Origin of the sequence: Micromonospora sp. NBC_00858 (assembly GCF_045207365.1) — a bacterium.
GTDB lineage: Bacteria > Actinomycetota > Actinomycetes > Mycobacteriales > Micromonosporaceae > Micromonospora.
In genome coordinates, this window is sequence record NZ_CP108828.1 from 7513688 (window position 1) to 7538693 (window position 25006).

Consider the following 25006-nt stretch of genomic DNA (forward strand, 5'->3'; position numbering starts at 1 on the left):
GGTTCCGACCCGCCGGGGGCGTTCCGGCTTCCGAGGCCGGCCGGCTCCGGGTGGATCCCGGGACCGGTCGTGGCTGGTCGCGCCGAAATAGAGCCCTGTCATCCGGGTAGGGTCCTGCTCCGTGGCGTCCACCCTCTCGGTTCTCACCGGCAACCGGAGCTTCCGTAACCTGTTCCTCGCCGAGCTGGTGGTCTTCGGTGCCGACTGGTTCGTCATGGTGCCGCTGCTGGTGTTGCTGCCCCAGCTGACCGGCAGCGGGGTCTGGGGCGCGCTGGTGCTGGCGGTGGACACCGGCATCGTGGCGCTGCTGCTGCCGTACACCGGCACGGTGGCCGACCGGTTCGACCGGCGGAAGATCATGATCGCCGCGAACGTGGCGGCGCTGGTGGGCGTGCTGCTGCTGCTCGGCGTCCGGGACGGAACGGCCTGGCTGGCGCTGGTGGCGATCGGGGTGGTGGCGGTCGCCAAGGCGTTCTACTCGCCGGCCGCCCAGGCCGCGCTGCCCAACGTGCTGGAGCCGGGCGAGCTGGCGGCCGGTAACGCGGTGGCCGGCTCAGCCTGGGGCACCATGACGGTGGTCGGCGCTTCGCTCGGCGGCGTACTCAGCTCGGCTGCCGGCCCGTACGTCTGCTTCTGGGTTGCGGCGGTGGGCCTGGCGCTGGCCGCGGGTCTCGCCACACGGATCCGCCGGCCCCTGCAGGCGCCCCGGGACGCCGACCGGCCGGCCCAGCGGACCTGGCCGGCGGTCCGCGAGGCACTCGGCTACATCGGGCACCGGCCGCGGGTGCTGGCGCTGGTCACGGTGAAGTCGGCGGTCGGCCTGGGCAACGGGGTGCTGACCGTGTTCCCGCTGCTCGCCGGCGTGTACGGGGTCGGCTCGCTGGGCGCTGGCCTGCTCTTCGCGGTGCGCGGGGCGGGGGCTCTGGTGGGGCCGATCCTGATGCGTCGGGTGCTGACCAACCGGTCCTGGCTGCTGCCTGGGCTGGCGCTGTCCATGTCGCTCTACGGCCTGTCCTACCTGGGCGCGTCGGTGGTCCGCTGGTTCCCCTTGGTGCTGCTGCTTGTCTTCGTGGCGCACTTCGCGGGCGGGAGCAACTGGGTGATGTCGAACTTCGCCCTGCAGGGCGAAGTGCCGGACCGGTTGCGGGGGCGAGTCTTCGCCACCGACATGATGCTCGCGACGCTGGCCATCTCGGTGAGCCAGTTGGCCGTGGCCCTGGTGGTGGACGTGGTGGACGAGCGGGTGGTGCTGGCCGGCTGTGGGCTGGTCACCCTCGTGTACGCGGTCGGCTGGCGGATCGCCACCCGCCGACTCTCGCTCACCACCCCGGCTGCCGAGCCGGTTCCCGACCCGGCCGGCTGAGCGCGCCGGTCCCACGCTGCGGGCGTGGGACCGGAACGTCGGTGCCGACCCCTAGCATGAGCCCGTGCCGACGAACTTCACCGCCGGGCCGGTCCGCGTCCGGGTCCCCGCGACCAGTGCCAACCTGGGCCCGGGCTTCGACGCGCTGGGTCTCGCCCTCGGTCTCTACGACGACGTGGCCGCCGAGGTCACCTCGGATGGGGTCCGGGTGACGGTGACCGGGCAGGGGGCAGGTGAGCTGCCCGACGACGACCGGCACCTGGTGGTGCGGGCGATGCGGGCCGCCTTCGACGTGCTCGGTGCCCAGCCCGAAGGGCTGAGCGTGGAATGCGTCAACCGGATCCCACAGGCGCGTGGGTTGGGCTCCTCGTCCGCCGCGATCGTCGCCGGTGTGTTGCTGGCTCGCGCCCTGGTCACCGATGGGGAGCGCCGGCTGGACGACGCGGCCGTTCTCCGGCTGGCCGCCGAGATCGAGGGCCATCCGGACAATGTCGCGCCGTGTCTGCTCGGGGGCTTCACGCTGGCCTGGTCCGAGTCGACCGGCGCCCGCGCGGTGTCCCTGACGGTCGCTGACGGGGTCCGGCCCACTGTTTTCGTTCCGGCGGAGCGCGGGTTGACCGCGACCGCGAGGGCGGCGTTGCCGGCCACCGTGCCGCACGGCGACGCCGCGTTGACCGCCGGGCGGGCCGCGCTGCTGGTGCACGCGCTGACCGCCGACCCGACGCTGCTGCTGCCGGCCACCGTCGACCGGCTCCACCAGGATTACCGCGCACCCGCGATGCCGGGGACGTCCGCCCTGGTCAGCGAGTTGAGAGCGGCCGGTGTGGCGGCTGTGATCAGTGGTGCGGGGCCGACTGTCCTGGCGCTCAGTGACCCACCGGCCGCCTTCCCGATGGGAACAGATTGGCAGATCTGGCAGTTACCGATAGACGTCAGCGGTGCAAGGGTTGCCCGGGGTAGACTTGGACACGCCGAGCGGGACCCTGTTGCCGCAGGTCGGAAGAGTTGATTACGCTCTAGACCTAGCACAGCCGCGAAGCACGCGATCTCCTGCGGGGCGGCGCACCCCCGAAGCTCTCGGCGGTCAGCCCGTCACCCCTGCCCAAGGCCCACGCCGCACCGCAGTTTCCACAGGTCGCCGCAGACGGCGAGACCTGCTCACCGACCTTTGGTGAGTCGGGATACCGACCGGCTGCTGTGTCACAGACTCCCGCGACGCGTCCTTGCGAGGCGGGTGCACCGAGGCCGCCCGGCCACCTGAGTTCTGACTCCGGGCAGTCCCGGCCTTTATCGAGGGAAGGAATCCATTGAGCGACACCACCGACGTGACGTCGGATGTTTCCAACGTCGCTGGCGATGCCACCACCGCCGCTCCCGCCCGTCGGCGGCGTAGCGGCACCGGTCTGTCGGCGATGCTGCTGCCAGAGCTGCAGAGCCTGGCCGCGTCGCTCGGCATCTCCGGCACGGCTCGCATGCGCAAAGGCGAGCTGATCGCCGCGATCTCCGAGCGGCAGGGCGGCAACGCCGCCGGGACCCCTCGACCGCGGGCTGAGGTCGCGGCTGCGGCCGCTCCGGCTCGTGAGGAGGTGCGGGAGACCGTGGACCGTCCGGCGGCCGAGGGACGCAGCACCGACCAGGCGCTGGCCGAGCCGGCCGCCGAGACCGAGGGCCGGGGTCGCACCCGGCGGAGCCGGACCACCGCGGCGGAGGCGCGTCCCACTGAGGCACGCACCGACGAGGCGGAGGCCGGCGAGCGGACCGACCGGGGTGAGAACCGCCGGGACCGGGCCGAGCGTCCGGAGCGCGCCGAGCGTCCGGAGCGCGCCGAGCGCGCCGAGCGTCCGGAGCGCGCAGAGCGTGCCGAGCGTCCGGAGCGGGCAGAGCGTGCCGACCGGGGCGAGCGCAACGACCGGGTAGAGCGTCCCGAGCGGGGCGAGCGTGCCGAGCGGGGCGAGCGTGCCGAGCGGGGCGAGCGCAACGACCGGGGCGAGCGTGCCGAGCGCAACGAGCGTGGTGACCGTGCCGAGCGAGGCGAGCGTGCCGAGCGCAACGAGCGTGGTGACCGTCCCGAGCGCAACGACCGGGGCGACCGCAACGACCGTGGCCAGCGCGCCGAGCGCGACAACGACGACGATGACGGCGAGGGCGGCGGCCGGCGTGGCCGGCGCAGCCGCTTCCGGGACCGTCGCCGCGGCCGTGGCGAGCGCACCGAGACCGGTGCCGACACCGGTGGGCGCGAGCCGCAGGTCGGCGAGGACGACGTGCTCGTCCCGGTGGCCGGCATCATCGACGTGCTCGACAACTACGCCTTCGTGCGGACGACCGGTTACCTGGCCGGCCCGAACGACGTGTACGTCTCGATGTCCCAGATCAAGAAGTACGGCCTGCGCCGCGGTGACGCGATCACCGGTGCGGTGCGTGCGGCCCGCGAGGGCGGCAACAGTGGCGACCAGCGGCGGGACAAGTACAACCCGCTGATGCGGCTGGACACCATCAACGGCATGGAGCCGGAGGAGGCGCGGCGCCGGCCGGAGTTCTACAAGCTCACGCCGCTGTACCCGCAGGAGCGCCTGCGGTTGGAGACCGAGCCGCACATCCTGACCACCCGGGTCATCGACCTGGTCATGCCGATCGGCAAGGGCCAGCGGGCGCTCATCGTGTCGCCGCCGAAGGCGGGTAAGACGATGGTGCTGCAGGCGATCGCGAACGCGATCACCCGCAACAACCCGGAGTGCCACCTGATGGTGGTGCTGGTGGACGAGCGGCCCGAAGAGGTCACCGACATGCAGCGTTCGGTGAAGGGCGAGGTCATCGCGGCCACGTTCGACCGGCCGCCGCAGGACCACACCACTGTCGCTGAGCTGGCGATCGAGCGGGCGAAGCGCCTGGTCGAGCTGGGGCACGACGTGGTCGTGCTGCTGGACTCGGTGACCCGGCTCGGTCGGTCGTACAACCTGGCGGCGCCGGCCAGCGGCCGGATCATGTCGGGTGGTATCGACTCCACCGCGCTCTACCCGCCGAAGCGCTTCCTCGGCGCGGCCCGCAACATCGAGAACGGCGGGTCGCTGACCATCCTCGCCACCGCGCTGGTGGAGACCGGGTCCATGGCGGACACGGTCATCTTCGAGGAGTTCAAGGGCACCGGTAACGCGGAGCTGAAGCTGGACCGGAAGATCGCCGACAAGCGAACCTTCCCGGCCATCGACATCAACCCGTCCGGTACGCGTAAGGAAGAGGTCCTGCTCGCGCCGGAGGAGCTGGCCATCATCCACAAGCTCCGCAAGGTGCTGCACTCGCTGGACTCGCAGGCGGCGCTGGACCTGCTGCTGGACCGGCTCAAGCAGTCCCGCACCAACATCGAGTTCCTGATGCAGATCGCGAAGTCGACGCCGGGGGAGTAACCATCCCCGGTTGACAACACGACGAAGGGGCACGGCCAACCCGGCCGTGCCCCTTCGTCGTGTCCACCCCGCCCGGTGGCGAGGGGTGGAGTTTTCCTTCGGTTCAGTCGGTACATCTTGAAACTTCTATTCACCATCGGGTTGACTGTCGTCCATGCGTACCCGCAGACGTTCCGCCCGTCGCACCGGCGTCCTGCTGCTGACACCGCTGCTCACCCTGGCCGTTCCGGTGCCGGCGACCGCCGCCCCGCCGGCCCCGACCGCCATCTCCGCCCCGATCGCCGCCCCGACCGCCGCCGCCAGCCTGGAGCCGGCCGGCGGTCTGGAGACCACGAAGGCCACCCGGCCGGTCGCGCCGGGCGTGCAGCTCACCTCCTTCGACCGGTACGACGCCGATGGCTGGCTGCGTGCCGACGCGCTCACCACCGATCTCACCGGCGGCGCCACTGTCGACTACGTCAACTCCGGAGCGGTCAGCCGGGCCGAGCCGCTGCGCACCGCGGTGGACGGCTCGCGCGCGGTCGCCGCGGTCAACGGCGACTTCTTCGACATCAACAACTCCGGGGCCGCCCAGGGCGTCGGCATCCGTGACGGCGAGCTGATCCAGTCAGCGGTCAGCGGTCACCGCAACGCGGTGGCGGTCACCGCCGACGGGCTCGGCCGCGTGATCGAGGTGAACTTCGACGGCACCGCCACCCTGCCCAGCGGGCCGGTGCCGCTGACCCAGTTCAACAACATCGTGCAGGCCAACGGCATCGGCGCGTTCACCGAGCTCTGGGGGACGTACTCCCGGGAGCGGGCGGTCGCTGGCGCGGCCCGGGTCGTCGAGGTCACCGTGGCCGGCGGCCGGGTGGCCGCGGTGGCCGGCGCGGCCGGCAGCGGCCCGATCGTCGCCGGCAGCACCGTGCTGCTCGGCCGCGACGCCGGCGCGGACGCGCTGGCCGGGCTCCGCCCCGGTGACCCTGTGACGGTGGCCTGGCAGCCGAAGTCGTCCGACGGCAGCTCCCTGCACGCGGCGGTCGGCGGCGGCAACGTCCTGGTCCGCGACGGCGTCGTGCAGAGCATCGCCGACCCTGCGCTGGCCCCGCGCACCGCGGTCGGCTTCACCGCCGACGGTCGTAAGATGATCATGTTGACGGTGGATGGCCGGCAGGTCGACAGCCGTGGTGTGACTCAGACCGAGATGGGTCGGATGATGGCCGAGCTGGGCGCCCACCACGCGCTCAACCTGGACGGCGGCGGATCGTCCACGTTGCTGGCCCGAGAGCCGGGCGCGCCCGCCGTGCAGGTGGAGAACAGCCCCTCCGACGGCAGCGAGCGACCCGTGCCCAACGGCCTGGCCATCTACGCGCCGAAGGGCAGCGGCCGGCTCACCGGCTACTGGGTGGAGACCGCCAGCGACCCCACCGCGGCCCCGGGCGTCTCACCGGTGCGCGGTGGCCGGCCGGACCGGGTCTTTCCCGGTCTGACCCGCACCCTCACCGCGGCCGGCTACGACGAGACGTACGGCCCGGCGGCCGGCACGCCGACCTGGCGGGCCACCCCGGCGGCGCGCGGCCGCGTCGACCAGCACGGTGTGTTCCACGCCGGCGCGTCGGGGACCAGCACGGTCACCGCCGCGCGCGGCCGGGCCACCGGCTCACTGGGCCTCACCGTGCTCGGCTCGCTGGAACGGATCGGCCTCACCGTGGAGCGGGTCGGGCTCACCGGCCGGGACGGCAACGCCGTGGTCGGGGTGGTCGGCTACGACGCCGAGGGCAACACCGCGCCGATCGAGCCGGCCGACCTGACCCTCGACTACGACCGGGACCTGCTGCGGGTCACCCCCACCGAGGACGGAAACCTCGCCGTCACCGCGCTGCGGGACACCGGCTCCGGCCTGATCACCGTCCACGTCGGACGGAACAGCACCGTCGTGCCGGTCACCGTCGGGTTGACCGACGTGCCGGTGGCCGATTTCGACGACGCCGCGTCCTGGCGGTTCAGCCAGGCCCGGGCCAGCGGATCGGTCGCGCCGGCGCCCGGCCACACCGGCACCGGCCTGCGGATGACGTACGACTTTAGCCAGTCCACCGGCACCCGGGCCGCGTACGCCGACCCGCCGGCCTGGATCGAGGTGCCTGGCCAGCCGCAGGCGTTCGGCATGTGGATCCACGGCAACGGCACCGGGGAGTGGCCCAGCCTGCACCTGCACGACGCCCAGGACACCCAGCACGTGCTGCGCGGCCCGCTGATCACCTGGACCGGTTGGCGGTACGTGGAGTTCGCGGTCCCTGCCGGCGTGCAGTACCCGGTCCGGGTGCGCCGGTTCTACGTGGCCGAGACCATCGCCACCGCGCAGTACCGCAGCGAGGTGATCATCGACGACCTGGTGGCGAAGGTGCCGCCCTCGGTCGACGTGCCGGTGGAGGCGCCGCGTACCGACCGGGTGGTGATCCGAGACGGCACCGTGGACGGCGCACGCTGGCGGTTCGCCGTGCTCTCCGACGCCCAGTTCGTCGCCGCGAACCCGGACAGCGACCTGGTCGCCCAGGCCCGCCGGACGCTGCGCGAGGTGAAGGCGGCCCGGCCGGACTTCCTGCTGATCAACGGTGACTTCGTCGACACCGCCTACCCGGCCGACTTCACGCTGGCCAAGCGCATCCTCGACGAGGAGTTGGGTGACGCGCTGCCCTGGTACTACGTGCCCGGCAACCACGAGATCATGGGCGCCCCGATCAGCAACTTCCAGGCGGCGTTCGGCGCCACCTCGCGGGTCTTCGACCACGCCGGCACCCGGTTCGTCACGCTGAACTCGTCCACCGGGACGCTGCGGGGCGGTGGCTTCGACCAGGTCCGGATGCTGCGCGAGACGCTGGACGCGGCGGCCACCGACAAGCGTGTCGGCTCGGTCGTCGTGCTGCACCACCACCCGCCGCGCGACCCCAGCCCGGCGCAGGCCAGCCAGCTCGGCGACCGCAAGGAGGCGGCGCTGCTGGAGCAGTGGCTGGCCGACTTCCAGCACCGCACCGGCAAGGGCGCGCTCTTCGTCGGCGGCCACGTCGGCACCTTCCACGCCGAGCGGGTGGACGGGGTGCCGTACGTGATCAACGGCAACGCGGGCAAGACGCCGTCCACCCCGGCGGACCAGGGCGGCTTCACCGGCTGGACGGAGTTCGGCGTGGACCCGGTCACCCCGGCCGAGGCGGACCGGGCCCGGCGCGACCCGCGCGCCGAAGGACCCCGCTGGGTGGACGTGGAGTTCCACGCGCACGTGGACCAGCTCGCGCTGACCGCACCGGCCAGCGTCGCGGTCGGCACCCCGGCACCGGTCACCGCCACGCTGACCCAGCCCGGCGGCCGGACCGTTCCGGTGGCCGCACCGGTCAGTGCGGACTGGTCGGCCTCGCCGGGCGTGCACATCGGCTCGGCGGCCGGGGTACGCCCGTGGCACATCGCCCGCTTCGACCCGGCGAGCGGCACCCTCACGGCGCTGCGCACCGGGTCGGTGGTTCTGGCGGTCACCGTCAACGGCGTCCGCGCCGAAACCGCGATCACCCTCACCGCCCGGGCCGCCGCGCCCGCGGCCTGACCCCGCCGCCGCCCCGCCCCGTCGAGCCGCACGGGGCGGGGCGGCGCCCGGGTCAGAAGTCGCCGTCGGCCACCTGGAAGACGGTGAGACCGAGGGCCCGCCACATCTGCACCACCTGGACGCGGTCGTCGAAGACACCGACCACCCGGTACCGGTCCCGGATCTCCCGGTCGTAGATCTCCCGTTTGACGATCGCGTCCTTGCGCGAGTCGCCGACGGCACGCAGGTGCAGGCCGAGGTAGGGGACCCGGACGTGCCGGGCCAGCCACGCCTCGGTGGCCGCCCGGGCCGAGGCGTCCCGCCCGGAGCAGAAGACCACCCCGTACCCGGCGGCGTGCATCGCCCGGACCGCCGCGATCACCGCCAGGTTCGGCTGGTCCTCGCCAACCCGGGTCATGTCGTACGGGCTTCGGGAGACGGCCAGCGCGACGGTGCCGTCGATGTCCACGAGCACGATCTCCGGCGGCTCGGTCGACGGCGGGTGGACGCTGGCGGGTCGTCCGGTGCGGGCTTGCGGCACCGGCAACGGCAGCGTCCGCCCCGCCAGGTACCGCTCGTGCAGCCGGGAGATCACGTCCGCACCGACCCGGTCGGCCTCCGGGCGGGCGGCGTCCCGGCGCAGGCACTCGGCCAACGGCACGTCGGTGAAGTCGTGCACCTCGAACTCCGCGCCGTACCGGGCGGCCAGCTCGGCCCAGTCCCGCAGCGACCGCGAGCGCAGGTTGGTGTCGTCCACGCAGACGTCCGCCCGGGCCCGCAGCAGCGCCTCGACCTGGGCTCGCTGGACGACGGTCACCTGCGCCTCCGCCCACTGGGTGAAGAGCCGCTCGCCGTGCAGCATCCGGCGCAGGTCGTCGCGGTTGACCCGGACCACGGACGGCTGAAGGGTCCGGGCAAAGGTCGTCTTGCCGGACGCAGGCAGGCCCCGGGTGGCGATCAGGCGGCTCATCGGCTCCTCTTCGGCTCGGCGGGCGTACCCCCGGCGGGGCACTCGACCGCGGCCCGCCGGGCGGGTGAATGCCCGGCCGAGCGGCGGGAATGCGGACGGGGAGGCACGTGTTGACGATGCCGGACGAGGTGTGCGGCCCGATTGCCGGGTCGGCTCAGGCCCATGGCACACTGGTCAATCGGCCACCGGTTCCGGTTCACGCCCGAGCCCGTCGTGCACGGCGCGACGGGCGGTGACGGCGACCCGGCGACCACCAACGAGAGGACCGAGGCAAGATGAAGGCAAACATCCACCCGGAGTACGTGACCACCGAGGTCAGCTGCTCCTGTGGCAACACGTTCACGACCCGCAGCACCGCCAAGGGCGGGGCGATCCACGTCGAGACCTGCAGCGCCTGCCACCCGTTCTACACCGGTAAGCAGCGCGTTCTCGACACCGCCGGCCGGGTCGCGAAGTTCCAGCAGAAGTACGCCAAGGTTCAGGCCAAGAAGGCCAAGTAACTTCTCGTTCGGCGCCCGCGTCCGGTTTTCCACCGGACGCGGGCGCCGTCCGCATTCCGCCCTGTTTCGCCTGGCGCCCCGGCCCTCCGGCCGGCCCGGCCGGCGCCGCAACCCCTGAAGGAGCACCCGCAGCATGAGCAGCGAGCGTCTGGCCGGTCTCCTCGACGAGTACGCGGAGCTGGAGAAGCGGTTGGCCGATCCGGCCATCCACGCCGACCAGGCCACCGCGCGTCGGGTCGGCCGTCGGTACGCCGAGCTGGTGCCGTTGCGCAAGGCTGCCGGCGAGCTGGAGCAGGCGCGTGCCGACCTGGCCGCAGCCCGCGAGCTGGCCGCCGAGGACCCCTCCTTCGCCGCCGAGACCGAGGCGATCGCGGCGTCCCTGCCGGCCCTGGAGGAGCGCCTCGCCGAGCTGCTCATTCCGCGTGACGCGCACGACGCCAAGGACGTGATCGTCGAGATCAAGGCCGGTGAGGGCGGTGAGGAGTCCGCGCTCTTCGCCGGCGACCTGCTGCGGATGTACACCCGGTACGCCGAGCGCCACGGCTGGATCACCGAGGTGATCGACGCACAGGACTCGGACCTCGGCGGGGTCAAGGACGTCTCGCTGTCGATCAAGACCAAGGGCGTCCCGGAGGGCGGCAACGGCGTCTGGTCGCGGCTCAAGTGGGAGGGCGGCGTGCACCGCGTGCAGCGTGTCCCGGTCACCGAGTCGCAGGGCCGGATCCACACTTCCGCCGCCGGGGTGCTGGTGCTGCCGGAGGCCGAGGACGTCGACGTCACCATCGACCAGAACGACCTGCGCATCGACGTGTTCCGCTCGTCCGGCCCGGGTGGCCAGTCGGTCAACACCACCGACTCGGCGGTGCGGATCACCCACCTGCCGACCGGCATCGTCGTCTCCTGCCAGAACGAGAAGTCCCAGCTGCAGAACCGGGAGCAGGCGATGCGGATCATGCGGGCCCGGCTGCTCGCCGCCGCCCAGGAGCAGGCCGACGCCGCCGCCTCGGACGCCCGCAAGGCGCAGGTGCGCACGGTGGACCGCTCGGAGCGGATCCGGACCTACAACTTCCCGCAGAACCGGATCACCGACCACCGGATCGGCTACACCGCGTACAACCTGGACCTGGCGCTCGCCGGGGATCTGGACGGGGTGCTGGACGCCCTGAGCGAAGCCGACCGCGCCGCCCGGTTGGCCGGCGACACCGAGCTGACCCGCCGCTGACGGATCGCCACCGGCGCCCTCCGGCGACGGCCGAACAGCCGGCGGTCAGCTCGCGCGTGGACGGGACTTCGCGCGCAGCATCTCCCGGTCGGCCTGTTCGAAGGCGACGCTGAGCGCGTCGCGCAGCCCGCCGCCGCCGGAGACCTCGGCGAAGCCGATGCTCACCCCGACCGGGGTGCCGGGCACCAGCGACTCCCAGTCCTCCGCGCTGACCGCCGCTTCGATCCTGCGGGCTACCTCGGAGGCCTCGGCCATGCCGGTGTCGGGCAGCACCACCACGAACTCGTCACCACCGTAGCGGGCCACGAAGTCACCCCGGCGCATCACCCGGTTGATCACCCCGGCGATGCGTTGGAGCACCAGGTCGCCCGAGTGGTGCCCGTGCCGGGTGTTGACCGCCTTGAAGCCGTCCAGGTCGCAGACGCCGATCACCACCCGCTCGCCGCGGGTGACCACGGCGGTGATGTACCGCTCCAACCGTCGCCGGTTGGGCAGCCCGGTGAGCGGGTCGGTCAGGGCTTCGCCCTCGAACCGTGCCGCCTCCCGGCGCATCTCCTCGTGGTCGATCCGGGCGGCGATGCCGTCGATGTAGACGTCGCGCAGCCGGTCGTTGCGCTGTGCGGCGAGCCGGAACGCCAGCCGGTCGGCCCGGTGCGCCGCCAGGTGGTCCCCGGCACGGGTCAGCGCGATGCTGCGCAGCCGGGCCGGCTCGGCGGCGCCCAGCGTTTCGGTGGACACCCGGATGGTGTCCAGCCGGGTGACCGCCTCGATCGGCCGTCCGTCGGCCACGGCCAGGCAGACCAGCCCGAGCTGCCGCATGTCGCGGGCCCGGGCGCTGTCCCCGCCGTGGCCGAGCAGCCGGGACGGCTCGGTGTCCGGGGCGGACTCCACCCGGTCGCCGAGCGCGGCCTGTCGGGCCGCCGCGTACCCGTACGCGGCGAGGCTGCTCGGGCGCAGCCGGCCGGCCCGCCCGGTGCGGACGAACCGGGCCAGGTCGGCGGCCACGTCCCGGAGGACCCGCAGGCAGCCGTCGCTGTCGCCGTTGTGGTCCAGTGCCACGGCGTTGCGCAGCCGGATCCCCGGCGCGGCGAACGTCTCCTCCGGGATCCCGGAGGTCAGCCCGAGCTGCCGGGCACGTTCGATCGCACCCAGGGCGTACCCGTGGAAGCTGAGATAGCTGTAGGCCATGGCGAGGTCGTGCCAGCCCCAGGCGGTGTCCCGGTCCGGGTCCTCCACGGCGCCCAGCGCCCGGGCGGCCTTGACCAGGTGGGTGACGCAGCGGTCCAGTGCTCCCTGGTGGTGTGCGGCGAGCGCGGCCAGCGCGTTGAGGTGGCCGTGCAGGTAGGGCTCGGCGAGGTCGCGGACGGCCGCCGAGGCCTCCTCGATGGCCCGGGTGAACTCCGCCGTCCGACCAAGATTGATCAACGCGGAGAGGCGCTGCACCAGGGCGTCCGCTCGCGCCGCCGGGTCCGTGGTGCTGCGGATCACCCGCTCCAGCAGGGCGTACGCCTCCGCGGAGCGACTGGCCTCCTGCAACGCCCGAGCGCGCGTGAGGGCGTCAACCTGGTCATCGACCCGGTCGAGCCAGCCCACTCGCAACCTCCCGTCGTGTGCGCATGGTCGCACCCGTTCATGGCGTCCCCCGCGACGCTTCATGATTATGACGTGACCACTCTGCCGCAACACCCCCCCGAAGGGACAGGCCGGCTCCGTCCGTCCGCCGCGGCGGCCCGGGCGGCCCGGGTGCTCGCCGCCGCCGGGGTGGGTCCGGCCCGCGCGGAGGCCGAGCTGTTGGCGGCGTACGTGCTGGGGGTGCCCCGGGGCCGGCTGGCCCTCGCCGATGACCTGACCGACGACCAGGCGGACCGGCTCGACGAGCTGGTGCGCCGCCGCGCCACCCGGGAGCCGTTGCAGCATCTGACCGGTCTCGCCGGCTTTCGGCACCTGGAGCTGGTGGTCGGCCCGGGCGTCTTCGTGCCCCGGCCGGAGACCGAGCTGCTGGCCGGTTGGGGCGTCGAGCAGGCCCGGGGTCTGCCGGACCCGCTGGTGGTGGACCTGTGCAGCGGCTCCGGCGCGATCGCACTGGCGGTAGCCCAGGAGCTGCCGGGGGCGCGGGTGGTCGCGGTGGAGCGGTCCCCGGCGGCGCTGAGCTGGCTGCGCCGCAACGCGGCGGAGCGGGCCGCGGCGGGGGACCGCCCGATCGAGGTGGTCGAGGCCGACGTCACCGCACCGGACCTGCTGGCCGACCTGGTCGGCCGGGTGGACGTGCTGCTCTGCAACCCGCCGTACGTACCGGCCGACGTGGTCGTGCCTCCGGAGGTGGCCGGGCATGACCCGGCGGAGGCGGTCTTCGGCGGCGCGGATGGTCTCGCGGTGATCCGGCCGGTGATCACCAGGGCGGCGGCGCTGCTGCGTCCCGGCGGCGGGTTCGCGGTCGAGCACGACGACACGCACGGCGCGGCCGTGCCCGGGCTGCTCGCCGCGGACGGCCGGTTCGCCGACGTCACGGAGCATCTGGACCTCACCGGCCGCCCCCGGTACGCGACCGCGTCCCGACGGGCGGACGGCCAGCACGCCACCGCCGGCCCGGCGTGGCAGACTGACTCCTCGTGATGCTCTACGACTGCCGATCGCCCGCCGATCGGGACCGCGGCATCGCTGCGGCCATCGAGGCGGTCAAGAACGGCGAGCTGGTCGTCCTGCCAACGGACACTGTCTACGGCATCGGCGCGGACGCGTTCACCCCGTACGCGGTCAAGGCGCTGCTGGACGCGAAGGGCCGGGGCCGGCAGATGCCGCCGCCGGTCCTGATCGGCTCGCGGCACACCCTGGACGGGTTGGTCTTCTCGCTGCCCAGCGCAGCGCGAGACCTGGTGGAGGCGTTCTGGCCGGGTGCGCTGACGATCGTGGTCGAGCACTCGCCGAGCCTGCAGTGGGACCTCGGCGACAAGTCGGGCACGGTGGCGGTGCGGATGCCGCTGCACCCGGTGGCGCTGGAGGTGCTGCGGGAGACCGGCCCGATGGCGGTCTCCTCGGCCAACAAGACCGGCCAGCCCGCCGCGGTCACCGCCGAGGAGGCCCGCGACCAGCTCGGCTACTCGGTGCGTGCGTACCTGGAGGCCGGGCCCTGCTCGGACCCGGTGCCGAGCACGATCGTGGACCTGACCGGCGAGGTGCCGCAGTTGCTGCGGGCCGGTGCGATCCCGCTGGAGAAGCTGCGCGACGTGGTGCCGGACCTCATTGACGGCCAGGGGGTCTGAGTGCCCCCCTTCACCGTTCTGCACGTCTGCATGGGCAACATCTGCCGCTCGCCGATGGCGGAGCGGTTGCTGGCCCTCGCGGTGCGGGAGCGGTTGGCCCGGCGCGAGCAGGACCCGGCCCGGGCCGAGGAGCTGCTGCACAGCCACAGCGCGGGCACCGGCGGCTGGCACGCCGGCGAGGAGATGAACCCGCCGGCGGCGCGGCAGGTGACCGGCCGGGGTGGGGACGTCGAGGGGTTCGCCGCGCGCAAGCTGCGCTCGGACCACATCGACGCCGCCGACCTGGTCCTGACCGCGACCGCCGATCAGCAGGAGTACGTGGTGGCGCTGCGTCCGGACGCGGCGGCCCGCACGTTCGTGCTGGGTGAGTTCGGTCGGCTGCTGGCCGCGGTGGACGCCGCCGCGTTGCCGCCGGCCGAGGCGACCCCGGAGGCGGTGTACGCCCGGGGCATGGCCCTGGTGGCGGCGGCCCACAGCGCCCGGTTGGGCGCCTCGTCGCTGCCCACCGATGATCTGGACGACCCGTGGGGTCGTGGCGACCAGTGCTTCAGCCGGGTTGCCGACGAGATCGAGGAGACGGTCCACCCGCTGGCCGGCGCGCTGCTGCCCTGAGCGTCGTGCGAATTTCCTCCGGGTTTGGGGAAAACCCGGGGCGAAAGGGGCGTTCCGGGTCATTCTGAACGGGTCCTAGCGTGACCGGCTCCTGCGGGGAGAGCTGATGATCCGGGCCCGACTCGACAAACTGCTGACCGTGTTGATTGCCGGTGTGCTGGCCGGGCTGGTGCTGGCAGCGGCCGCCCTGCCCGCAGCCCTGGTCTTCGGGATCGGCTTCAGCGCCCTCTCCACGCCCTACTCGGAGCTGCCGAACACGCTGCGCACTCCGCCCACCGCCCAGCGCTCCAACCTCTACGCCAACGACGGCACCACCCTGATCACCTCCTTCTACCAGGAGGACCGGGTGGACGTGCCGCTGCACGAGGTCGCCCCGGTGATGCGCCAGGCGATCGTGGCCGCCGAGGACGTCCGGTTCTACCAGCACAGCGGGGTGGACCTGCGAGGCGTGGTGCGCGCGTTCACGGTGAACAAGCGTGACGGCCATACCCGGCAGGGCGCCTCCACGCTGACCATGCAGTACGTCCGCAACGTGCTCCGCAGCGACCCGCGGCTGACCGAGCGGCAGCGCGACGCGGCCACCGAGGTCACCACCGCCCGCAAGGTCCAGGAGATGCGGTACGCGCTGGCGCTGGAGCGGGAGCTGAACAAGGAGGAGATCCTCGCCCGCTACCTCAACATCGCCTACTTCGGCGCCGGGGCGTACGGCATCGCGGCAGCCAGCAAGCGCTACTTCTCGCGGTCCCCGGCCGAGCTGACCCTGGCCCAGGCCGCGATGCTGGCCGGTCTGGTCCGGTCGCCGGACAGCGACGACCCGATCAACGGCGACGCCGACAGTGCGCTGCAGCGACGGGGGTACGTGCTGGACCAACTGGTGGAGTCGAGCCAGGTGTCGGCGGACGCGGCGGCGGCGGCCCGGGCCGAGGCGCTGGAGCTGCGGCCCAGCGAGACCCCGAACGACTGCACCGCGGTGCCCAACGGGCACAACGACTGGGGCTTCTTCTGCGACTGGTTCACCAAATGGTGGAGCAGCCAGTCGGCGTTCGGGTCGAGCGCCGACGAGCGGCAGCGCACGCTGCGCCGGGGCGGATTCTCCATCGTCTCCTCGCTGGACCCGGGGATCCAGCGGGCCACCACCGAGCAGGTGCTGAAAATCTACAAGCCGACCAATGCCCGGGCCATGCCGACCGCCGTGGTGCAGCCCGGCACGGGCCGGGTGCTGGCGATGTCGGTGAATCGCAGCTACGGCGTGGCGGACAACCCGGTCGGGCAGAAGAACCACCCGAACACGGTGAACCAGCTGGTGGCCGGCGGCGGGGCGATCGAGGGGTACCAGGGTGGGTCGACGTTCAAGCTCTTCACCATGCTGGCCGCGCTGGAGTCCGGCCTGCCGCTGTCGACCGACTTCGACGCGCCGAGCCGGCTGGTCACCCGCTACGCGGCGACCGGTGAGGCGAGCTGCGACGGCCGCTGGTGCCCGGAGAACTCCAGCCCCTCGGTGATGGACGGCCGGCGCACCATGTGGACCGCGTTCGGGCGCTCGGTGAACACCTACTTCGCCTGGCTCACCGCGCAGGTGGGCGCCGACCGGGTGGTGGAGATGGCCGAGCGGCTCGGCATCGTGCTGCGCGCCGACTCCGATGCCCGGCTGGCCCGGTACGGGGCGAAGAACTGGGGCCCGTTCACCCTGGGCGTGGCCGCGACCACCCCACTCGACCTGGCCACGGCGTACGCCACGGTGGCGGCCGAGGGGACCTGGTGCGCGCCGCTGCCGGTGGTCTCGATCACCGACTCGGCCGGCCGGCCGGTCGACGCCGCCAAGCCGGACTGCCGGCAGGTGATCGACACCGACGTGGCCCGGGCGGCCACCGACGCGGCTCGCTGCCCGGTCGGCGACCAGTCGATGTACGGACGTTGCGACGGCGCCACCGCGGGCGACTTCCGGGCCAAGCTCGGCCGTCCGGTGGCGGGCAAGACCGGCAGCTCGGATCGGTACGAGGTGGAGACGGTGGTGGCGTTCACCCCGCAGCTCGCGGTCGCCTCGATGGCTGCCAACCCGGACAACCCACGCGACGCCGTCGGTCAGGCGGTGCAGGCCCAGATGGTGGATGCCGTCGGCGAGGTGCTCGCCATCGGCCTGCGCGGCCAGCCGGTGCGGGACTTCGTCCCGCCGAGCGAACGGGCCGCCTTCCAGGTCACCGAACCCCGAACCGGCAACTAACCCAGGTGTTCGGCGTTGCGGGCGATGTTGCGGGCCATTCCGCCGAAGACCACGGCGTGGAACGGGGCCACCGACCCCCAGTAGGTGTGCCCGGCCAACCCACGCGGCAGAAAGACGGCGCGCTGGTGGTAGCGGCTGCGTCCGTCGTCGGTCGGCAGTACCCGCATCTCCAGCCAGGCCCGGCCGGGCAGCCGCATCTCGGCGCGCAGCCGCAGCAACTCGCCCGGGATGATCTCCTCGACCCGCCAGAAGTCCAGCGCCTCGCCGACCTGCAGGCGGTGCGGGTCGCGCCGGCCGCGACGCAGCCCGACCCCGCCGATCAGCCGGTCCAGCCAGCCGCGAATCGACCAGGCGAGCGGAAACGAGTACCAGCCGTGCTCGCCGCCGACGCCCTCGATGACCCGCCAGAGCGCCTCCGGTGGCGCGTTCACCGCCTGTTCCCGGACGTCGGTGTAGGCGGTGCCGCCGGACCAGGCCGGGTCGCTGGGCAGCGGCTCGGCGGGCGCGTCCGGGCCGCTCGCGGTCGACCAACGGGTCTCCACCTGGGCGTCGCGCACCTTGGCCAGCGCCAGCGCGACGGCCTGGTCGAAGCCGATCAGGCCGCCCGGCGGGTCGGGCACGTACCGGGCGATGTCGTGTTCGTGCGTGACCGCCTCTTGGACCAGGCTGTCCACCAGCGGGCGGGCGATGGCGTTCGGCACCGGGGTGATCAGGCCGACCCAGTGCGACGAGAGCGACGGGGTGAGCAGGCGGACCGGCACGATGACCCGCCGGCGCAGCCCGGCCACCGAGGCGTAGCGCTGCATCATGTCGCCGAAGGTGAGCACGTCGGGCCCGCCGATGTCGAAGCCCCGGTTGACCTCCGCTGGCAGCGCGGTGCAGCCGGCCAGGTAGCGCAGCACGTCGCGGACCGCGATCGGCTGGATCCGGTTGCTCACCCAGCGTGGGGTGACCATGGCGGGCAGTCGCTCGGTCAGGTAGCGCAGCATCTCGAACGACGCCGAGCCGGAGCCGATGATCACCGCGGCTCGGAGCACCGCCGTGGGCACTCCGCTGGACAGCAGGATCCGGCCCACCTCGGCCCGGGACCGCAGGTGCGGGGAGGGCACCTCCTCGTGCGACGCCGGCTCCGGGCCGCCCAGGTAGATGATCCGGCGTACGCCGGCCTCGCGGGCCGCCGCCGCGAAGTTGGTCGCCGCCGTGCGGTCGGTCGCCTCGAAGTCGGCCCGGCCCAGCGAGTGCACCAGGAAGTAGGCGACGTCCACGTCGGCGAACACGGCGGGCAGCGTCTCCGGCCGGCTCAGGTCCCCCTCGACGATCTCGGCCGCCGACGCCCAGGGCACGTCACGCAGCCGCACGGCCTTCCGCGCCAGGCAGCGCACGGTGTGTCCGTCGGCGAGCAGCAGCGGCGTCAGCCGCCCGCCGATGTATCCCGTGGCTCCGGTGACCAGGCATCTCACGGTTCCCAGTGTGCGGCCCCCTAGACTCCTTCGCTGTGGACACCGAGACGAGCACCTTCTGGGGGCCGGATTTCGCGCAGCTCAGGGCCACCGACCCGGAGATCGCCGGGGTGGTCCTCGGCGAGTTGGACCGGCTGCGCAGCGGCCTGCAGCTGATCGCGAGCGAGAACCTGACCTCGCCAGCGGTGCTGGCCGCGCTCGGTTCGACGCTGACCAACAAGTACGCCGAGGGCTACCCGGGTCGGCGCTACTACGGTGGCTGCGCCGAGGTCGACCGGGCCGAGGAGATCGGCATCGCCCGGGCGAAGGAGCTCTTCGGCGCCGAGCACGCCAACCTCCAGCCGCACTCCGGGGCTAGCGCCAACCTGGCCGCGTACGCCGCGTTGGTGCAGCCGGGGGACACGGTGCTGGCGATGGACCTGCCGCACGGCGGGCACCTGACGCACGGCAGTCGGGTGAACTTCTCCGGCAAGTGGTTCGCCACGGTCGGGTACACCGTCCGGCGGGACACCGAGCTGATCGACTACGACGAGGTACGGGACCTGGCCCTGACGCACCGGCCCAAGATGATCATTTGCGGCGCCACCGCCTACTCCCGGCTGATCGACTTCGCCCGGTTCCGGGAGATCGCCGACGAGGTCGGTGCGTACCTGATGGTGGACGCGGCGCACTTCATCGGCCTGGTCGCCGGGCGGGCGATCCCGTCCCCGGTGCCGTACGCCGACGTCGTCTGCGCCACCACCCACAAGGTGCTGCGCGGCCCACGCGGGGGCATGATCCTCTGCCGGGAGTCGCTGGCCCAGCGGATCGACAAGGCGGTCTTCCCGTTCACCCAGGGCGGCCCGTTGATGCACGCGGTCGCGGCCAAGGCGGTCGCGCTGCGTGAGGCCGCCCAGCCCGAGTTCCAGACGTACGCCGGTCAGGTGGTCCGCAACGCCCAGGCGCTCGCCGCCGGGCTGGCCGCCGAGGGGATGCGCCCGGTGTCCGGCGGCACCGACACCCACCTCGCCCTGATCGACCTGCGCGAGGTGGGGGTCACCGGCGCCGAGGCCGAGAGTCGCTGCGATGCCGCGTCGATCACCCTGAACAAAAACGCGATCCCGTACGACCCGCAGCCGCCGATGGTCGCCTCCGGCATCCGGGTGGGCACGCCCGCCGTCACCACCCAGGGCATGCGGGAGGGGGAGCTGCGACAGGTCGCCGGCCTGATCGCCCGGGCGGTACGCGCCGATCCCGGCGTCCCGGGCGGCGCGGACGAGCTGGCCCGGATCGGTGCCGAGGTGGCCGAGTTGGTTGCCGCGTTCCCGGCGTACCCCCGTGGCTGAGCCCGGGGTGGTCGAGCCCGACGCCGACCGGCGCTGGCGGCTGCGGCACCTGCCGGTGCTCCTGACCGCGTCAGTGGCGCTGGCCGCGGTCGCCGCGGTGATCGGCGGGGTGACCGGCGGCATGACGGCCGCGTTCGGCGCGGCGGCCGGTGTCGGTGTCACGGTCTTCAGCTACACCCTCACCACCGTGGTGCTGGCCTGGGCGGACCGGATCAACCCACAGCTGATGCTGCCGCTCGGGCTGGGCCTGTACGCGCTGAAGTTCACCCTGCTGGGTGTGGTGATGGTGGCGGTGGCGTCGACGGGCTGGCCCGGGTTGGTCCCGCTCTGCCTCGGCATCGTCGCCGGCGTGGCAGTGTGGACGGCGGTGCACATCTGGTGGTTGACCACCGTGCACGCCCGACGATCGCGTAGCTGACCTGGCAATCGGCCGCTCGTCCCATCCATCGGACGCGCGACAAGCTGTCGGCCATCGGTCATTCTCTCATGGGCGGAAGGGGAGTAGCGTGCCCACAGACGACGGCGCCCCCGAGATGCCCACACAACGACGGTTGTGCGGGGGGTGAGGCACAGCCTCGTCTTCCCGGCTGATATCGTTCGCCCCGTCATGGCTGGTGACCAAACCCCCCGTCCCGCCGGCGAACCGGACGACATTCCGTCCGGCGCCGGTCAGGGTTGGACCGCGCTCAGCTACCTCATCGGAGGCATGCTCGTGTGGGGTTTCATCGGCTGGCTGGTTGACCAGTGGCTCGACACCGGCGGCGTCGCCACCGGGATCGGCGTCGTGCTCGGCATGGCCGGGGGAATCATCCTCGTCGTCCGCCGGCTCGGCACGCCTACTTAGGAAGGGACGCGGTGTTCGGACAGGCGAACGTTCTGGCAGCGGGCCAGGCGGCATTCCCACCCAGTGTGGAGGACTTTTACCTGCCCAGCATCCTGCCCTGGGGTGCGCACGACTCATACTGGTTCACCAAGATCACGGCGATGGTCTGGATCGCGGTCGGCGTCCTGATCATCTTCTTCCTGGCGAGCTACCGGAACCCGCAACTGGTGCCGACCAAGAAGCAGTGGTTCGCCGAGTCGATCTACGGCTTCGTACGGAACAACATCGCGGTCGACATGATCGGGCACGCGGGGGTGCGGTTCGCGCCGTACTTCACGTCGCTGTTCTGCTTCGTGCTGCTGACGAACGCGTTCGCGATCATCCCGTTCTTCCAGATCTCGCCGAACTCGCACATCGCCTTCCCGGCGATCCTCGCGGTGATCAGCTACGTGCTGTTCAACTACATCGGCATCAAGCACCACGGCTTCAAGAAGTACGTGCGGAACTCCCTGATCCCGCCGGCACCCTGGTACATCCTGCCGCTGCTGATCCCGATCGAGTTCTTCTCGACCTTCCTCGTCCGGCCGTTCTCGCTCGCGGTTCGTCTTTTCGCGAACATGTTCGCCGGCCACATGCTCCTGCTGGTCTTCACGCTCGGCGGCTTCGCCATGCTGAGCGCCAACGCCTGGCTGGCTCCGGTCTCGGTGCTCTCCTGGGTGATGACCATCGCGCTCACCTTCCTTGAGTTCCTGGTGATCTGCCTGCAGGCCTACGTCTTCACCGTCCTCACCGCCAGCTACGTGCAGGGCGCGCTCGCCGAAGAGCACTGATCCACCGCACCATCCGTTGTCGTCCCGCGTGAGAGTCACGCGTGATACCCAGGAGGAACCACACCAATGGACGCTAGCGTTCTCGCCGAGGTCACCGGTAGCACCGCTGCCATCGGCTACGGCCTCGCCGCCATCGGCCCGGGCATCGGCGTTGGCCTGGTCTTCGCCGCCTACATCCAGTCGACCGCCCGCCAGCCGGAGTCGTCCCGGATGACCCTGCCGTACGTCTGGATCGGCTTCGCCGTCATCGAGGCGCTCGCGCTGCTGGGCATCGCCTTCGGCTTCATCTGGGCCGGCACTGCTAGCTGATTCCGCCCCTCGACTGGGAGGTAACCATGTATTTCCTCGCCGCTGAGGGTGGTGAGTCGACCCACAACCCGATCATCCCGCTCTGGCAGGAGATCGTGGTCGGTACGGTCGCCTTCGCTGTGCTCTGCTTCGTGCTGATGAAGTTCGTCTTCCCCCGCATGGAGCAGACGTTCCAGGCTCGGGTCGACGCGATCGAGGGTGGCATCAAGCGCGCCGAGGCCGCCCAGGCCGAGGCGAACCAGCTGCTCGAGCAGTACCGTGCCCAGCTCGCCGAAGCCCGGACCGACGCCGCCAAGATCCGCGACGACGCCCGGGCCGACGCCGAGGGGATCCGGCAGGACGTTCTCGCCAAGGCGCGGGAGGAATCCGACCGGATCATCGCGGCCGGCAAGGATCAGCTCGCCGCCGAGCGGGCCACCATCGTGCGTGAGCTGCGCACCGAGGTCGGCACCATCGCGGTGGACCTGGCCAGCAAGATCGTCGGCGAGTCGCTGGCCGACGAGGCGCGGCGCAAGGGCACCGTCGACCGGTTCCTGAGCGGTCTTGAGAGCACGGGGGCCCGCTGATGCAGGCCGCCAGCCGGGAGTCGTACAAGATCGCGGCCGAGAGCCTCGACGCGTACGTCCGCGGCGCGGAGCCGTCGGCGGTGGCCTCCACCGCTGACGCCGTCCTCTCCGTCGCCACCCTGCTGCGGCGTGAGCCGCGGCTGCGCCGGGCGCTGTCCGAGCCGGCCCGTTCCGGCGAGGACCGCGGCGCTCTGCTCGGTGACATGCTGGGCGGCCGGATCGGCGTCGACGCGCTCGACCTGCTCGTGTCGCTGGTCTCCGGCCGTTGGTCGGCACCGTCGGAGTTGCTCGACGGCGCCGAGCGGCTGGGCGTGGAGGCGCTGCTGGCCAGCGCCGACAAGGCCGGCGACCTCGGCGAGGTCGAGGACGAGCTGTTCCGCTTCGGCCAGGTCGTGGCGGGTCAGTCGGCGCTGAGCAACGCGCTGGCCGACCCGGTCGCCCCGGTCGAGCAGCGGGCCTCCCTGGCTCGCGAGCTGCTCGCCGACAAGGCTCGTCCGGTGACCGTCCGCCTCGTCGAGGTGGCGCTGGGCGGGTTCGGCGGACGCTCCTTCATCGGGGCGCTCACCCGGCTGGTCGAGCTCGCCGCCGAGCGACGCGACCGGCAGGTGGCGTACGTGACCGTCGCGGCCCCGTTGAGTGACGAGGACGAGCGGCGGCTGGGTGCGAGCCTCACCGCGATATACGGTCGAGAGGTCTCCGTCAGGCAGACGGTGGACCCCGACGTCCTGGGTGGCATGAGCGTGCGGGTCGGCTCCGACCTGTACGACGGCACCATCCTGCGTCGGCTCAACGAGACCCGCAACGCGCTCGCGAAGCGCTGAGCAGCTCCGCCGCCCAACGTTGGGGCGGCTCCGCCGCGCAGCGCCCGGATTGACAGACGCCATTCGGACCGGTCGGTACTAGGTATCCCGGGCCCCTGAATTTTAAGGAAGCAGAGGATGGCCGAGCTGACCATCTCGACGGAGGAGATCCGCGGCGCCCTGGAGCGCTACGTCTCCTCCTACTCGTCCGACGTCTCCCGCGAGGAGGTCGGCACCGTCGCCGACACCGGCGACGGAATCGCCCACGTCGAGGGCCTGCCCTCGACCATGACCAACGAGCTCCTGGAGTTCGAGGACGGCACGCTCGGCGTGGCGTTGAACCTCGACGTCCGGGAGATCGGTGTCGTCGTTCTCGGTGACTCCGCCAAGCTGGAGGAGGGGCAGCGCGTCAAGCGCACCGAACGGGTCCTCTCCGTCCCGGTCGGCGACGCCTTCCTCGGCCGCGTGGTCAACGCGCTCGCCCAGCCGATCGACGGGCTCGGTGACATCCCCAACGAGGGCTTCCGCGAGCTGGAGCTGCAGGCTCCGAACGTGATGGCCCGGCAGTCCGTTGACGAGCCGCTGCAGACCGGCATCAAGGCCATCGACGCGATGACCCCGATCGGTCGGGGTCAGCGGCAGCTGATCATCGGTGACCGGAAGACCGGCAAGACCACGGTCGCCCTGGACGCCATCCTCAACCAGCGGGACAACTGGCGCACCGGCGACCCGAAGAAGCAGGTTCGCTGCATCTACGTCGCCATCGGCCAGAAGGCCTCCACGATCGCCTCGATCAAGGGCCAGTTGGAGGAGGCGGGCGCGATGGAGTACACCACCATCGTCGCCTCCCCGGCCTCCGACCCGGCCGGCTTCAAGTACCTCGCCCCGTACACCGGCTCGTCCATCGGGCAGCACTGGATGTACGGCGGCAAGCACGTCCTGATCGTCTTCGACGACCTGAGCAAGCAGGCCGAGGCGTACCGGGCCGTGTCGCTGCTGCTGCGTCGCCCGCCGGGCCGTGAGGCGTACCCGGGTGACGTCTTCTACCTGCACTCCCGCCTGCTGGAGCGCTGCGCGAAGCTCTCCGACGAGCTGGGTGGCGGCTCGATGACCGGTCTGCCGATCATCGAGACGAAGGCCAACGACATCTCGGCCTTCATCCCGACCAACGTCATCTCGATCACCGACGGCCAGATCTTCCTGGAGACCGACCTGTTCAACCAGGGCGTCCGTCCGGCGATCAACGTCGGCACCTCGGTCTCCCGGGTCGGTGGCGCCGCGCAGGTGAAGCCGATGAAGAAGGTCGCCGGTTCGCTGCGGCTCAACCTGGCCCAGTACCGCGAGCTGGAGGCGTTCGCCGCCTTCGCCTCCGACCTGGACCGGGCCTCCCGGGCCCAGCTGGACCGCGGTTCGCGGCTGGTCGAGCTGCTCAAGCAGCCGAACTACTCGCCGTACCCGGTGCAGGAGCAGGTCGTCTCGGTCTGGGCCGGCGTCGAGGGCAAGCTGGACGACATCCCGGTGGGTGAGGTCCGGCGCTTCGAGTCGGAGTTCCTCCAGTACCTGCGGCACAAGCACGCGGGTGTGCTGGCCGGGATCGCCGACAACCAGTGGAACGATGAGATCATCGGCTCCCTGGACACCGCGATCAGCGAGTTCAAGCAGGTCTTCCTCGGCAAGGCCGACGAGCGTCGGATCAACGACGCGCCGGCCGCGCCGCTGGAGGGCGAGGAGAACCGCGAGACGGTGACCCGCTTCCGCGACGGCACGACCGACCGCCCGGCCGAGAGCTGATCC

21 protein-coding genes are annotated in these 25006 nt (G+C 72.2%); 18 read left to right on the forward strand and 3 right to left on the reverse strand.

Going from position 1 to position 25006, the window contains the following annotated elements; translation table 11 throughout:
- The first annotated feature begins 121 nt into the window (after positions 1-121).
- From OG990_RS35060 to OG990_RS35075, 4 genes are all read left to right on the forward strand, one after another.
- Complete coding sequence (locus OG990_RS35060) at positions 122-1363, forward strand: MFS transporter (protein WP_328419874.1); 1242 nt, start codon at positions 122-124, stop codon at positions 1361-1363.
- Positions 1364-1427: 64 nt separating this feature from the next.
- Positions 1428-2372, forward strand: coding sequence for a homoserine kinase (gene thrB / locus OG990_RS35065; protein WP_406078433.1), 945 nt, complete (start codon positions 1428-1430; stop codon positions 2370-2372).
- Positions 2373-2670: 298 nt separating this feature from the next.
- Positions 2671-4764, forward strand: coding sequence for a transcription termination factor Rho (gene rho, locus OG990_RS35070; RefSeq protein WP_406078434.1), 2094 nt, complete (start codon positions 2671-2673; stop codon positions 4762-4764).
- 154 nt (positions 4765-4918) lie between these two features.
- A complete protein-coding gene (locus OG990_RS35075; protein ID WP_406078435.1) occupies positions 4919-8335 on the forward strand; it encodes a phosphodiester glycosidase family protein in 3417 nt (1138 codons plus the stop codon).
- Positions 8336-8387: 52 nt separating this feature from the next.
- Here OG990_RS35075 and OG990_RS35080 read toward each other — a convergent pair whose 3' ends face one another.
- The gene (locus tag OG990_RS35080) at positions 8388-9284 is read right to left on the reverse strand and encodes an AAA family ATPase (protein ID WP_386987186.1); all 897 of its coding nucleotides are present in this window, start codon (positions 9282-9284) and stop codon (positions 8388-8390) included.
- A gap of 275 nt (positions 9285-9559) precedes the next feature.
- On the opposite strand from OG990_RS35080, the gene rpmE reads away from it, so the two are divergent.
- A complete protein-coding gene (gene rpmE, locus OG990_RS35085) occupies positions 9560-9784 on the forward strand; it encodes a 50S ribosomal protein L31 (protein WP_007464546.1) in 225 nt (74 codons plus the stop codon).
- A gap of 133 nt (positions 9785-9917) precedes the next feature.
- Complete coding sequence (prfA, locus tag OG990_RS35090) at positions 9918-11006, forward strand: peptide chain release factor 1 (protein WP_406078436.1); 1089 nt, start codon at positions 9918-9920, stop codon at positions 11004-11006.
- Positions 11007-11051: 45 nt separating this feature from the next.
- Here the strand turns inward: prfA and OG990_RS35095 are convergent, their stop codons facing one another.
- Positions 11052-12599: a GGDEF domain-containing protein gene (locus tag OG990_RS35095; RefSeq protein WP_328419861.1), complete on the reverse strand. Its 1548-nt coding sequence runs from the start codon at positions 12597-12599 to the stop codon at positions 11052-11054.
- A 72-nt stretch (positions 12600-12671) separates the two neighbouring features.
- On the opposite strand from OG990_RS35095, the gene prmC reads away from it, so the two are divergent.
- The 4 genes from prmC (at position 12672) to OG990_RS35115 (ending at position 17099) form a co-directional block, all read left to right on the forward strand.
- Positions 12672-13619 (forward strand): peptide chain release factor N(5)-glutamine methyltransferase, encoded by a 948-nt coding sequence (prmC, locus tag OG990_RS35100; RefSeq protein WP_406078437.1) that lies wholly within the window; start codon positions 12672-12674, stop codon positions 13617-13619.
- A complete protein-coding gene (locus OG990_RS35105; protein WP_406081975.1) occupies positions 13619-14266 on the forward strand; it encodes an L-threonylcarbamoyladenylate synthase in 648 nt (215 codons plus the stop codon). Before prmC ends, OG990_RS35105 begins: the two co-directional genes overlap by 1 nt.
- Positions 14267-14878 carry a phosphotyrosine protein phosphatase gene (locus OG990_RS35110; RefSeq protein WP_355608681.1) on the forward strand — a complete coding sequence of 204 codons (612 nt, stop codon included), beginning with the start codon at positions 14267-14269 and terminating at the stop codon, positions 14876-14878.
- A 106-nt stretch (positions 14879-14984) separates the two neighbouring features.
- Complete coding sequence (locus tag OG990_RS35115; protein WP_406078438.1) at positions 14985-17099, forward strand: transglycosylase domain-containing protein; 2115 nt, start codon at positions 14985-14987, stop codon at positions 17097-17099.
- On the opposite strand, the gene OG990_RS35120 is transcribed toward OG990_RS35115, so the two are convergent.
- On the reverse strand, positions 17096-18559 hold the full coding sequence (locus tag OG990_RS35120; RefSeq protein ID WP_406078439.1) for an SDR family oxidoreductase: 1464 nt from the start codon (positions 18557-18559) through the stop codon (positions 17096-17098). The two genes, OG990_RS35115 and OG990_RS35120, sit on opposite strands and share 4 nt — an antisense overlap.
- Before the next feature lie 35 nt (positions 18560-18594).
- On the opposite strand from OG990_RS35120, the gene glyA reads away from it, so the two are divergent.
- The 8 genes from glyA (at position 18595) to atpA (ending at position 25003) form a co-directional block, all read left to right on the forward strand.
- Positions 18595-19884 carry a serine hydroxymethyltransferase gene (gene glyA, locus OG990_RS35125; protein ID WP_328419851.1) on the forward strand — a complete coding sequence of 430 codons (1290 nt, stop codon included), beginning with the start codon at positions 18595-18597 and terminating at the stop codon, positions 19882-19884.
- A complete protein-coding gene (locus OG990_RS35130) occupies positions 19877-20302 on the forward strand; it encodes a hypothetical protein (protein WP_355608691.1) in 426 nt (141 codons plus the stop codon). Before glyA ends, OG990_RS35130 begins: the two co-directional genes overlap by 8 nt.
- Before the next feature lie 189 nt (positions 20303-20491).
- Complete coding sequence (locus OG990_RS35135) at positions 20492-20728, forward strand: AtpZ/AtpI family protein (protein WP_030488045.1); 237 nt, start codon at positions 20492-20494, stop codon at positions 20726-20728.
- 11 nt (positions 20729-20739) lie between these two features.
- Positions 20740-21537 (forward strand): F0F1 ATP synthase subunit A, encoded by a 798-nt coding sequence (atpB, locus tag OG990_RS35140; protein ID WP_328419846.1) that lies wholly within the window; start codon positions 20740-20742, stop codon positions 21535-21537.
- Positions 21538-21603: 66 nt separating this feature from the next.
- Positions 21604-21846, forward strand: a complete 243-nt coding sequence (locus tag OG990_RS35145) for a F0F1 ATP synthase subunit C (RefSeq protein WP_328419844.1) — start codon at positions 21604-21606, stop codon at positions 21844-21846.
- A 26-nt stretch (positions 21847-21872) separates the two neighbouring features.
- Entirely contained in the window at positions 21873-22412 is a 540-nt protein-coding gene (locus OG990_RS35150; protein ID WP_328419842.1) for a F0F1 ATP synthase subunit B, read from the forward strand.
- Positions 22412-23233: a F0F1 ATP synthase subunit delta gene (locus OG990_RS35155; protein ID WP_328419840.1), complete on the forward strand. Its 822-nt coding sequence runs from the start codon at positions 22412-22414 to the stop codon at positions 23231-23233. The genes OG990_RS35150 and OG990_RS35155 overlap by 1 nt, the downstream gene beginning before the upstream one ends.
- A 117-nt stretch (positions 23234-23350) precedes the next feature.
- The gene (atpA, locus tag OG990_RS35160; protein ID WP_328419838.1) at positions 23351-25003 is read left to right on the forward strand and encodes a F0F1 ATP synthase subunit alpha; all 1653 of its coding nucleotides are present in this window, start codon (positions 23351-23353) and stop codon (positions 25001-25003) included.
- Positions 25004-25006 lie beyond the last annotated feature (3 nt).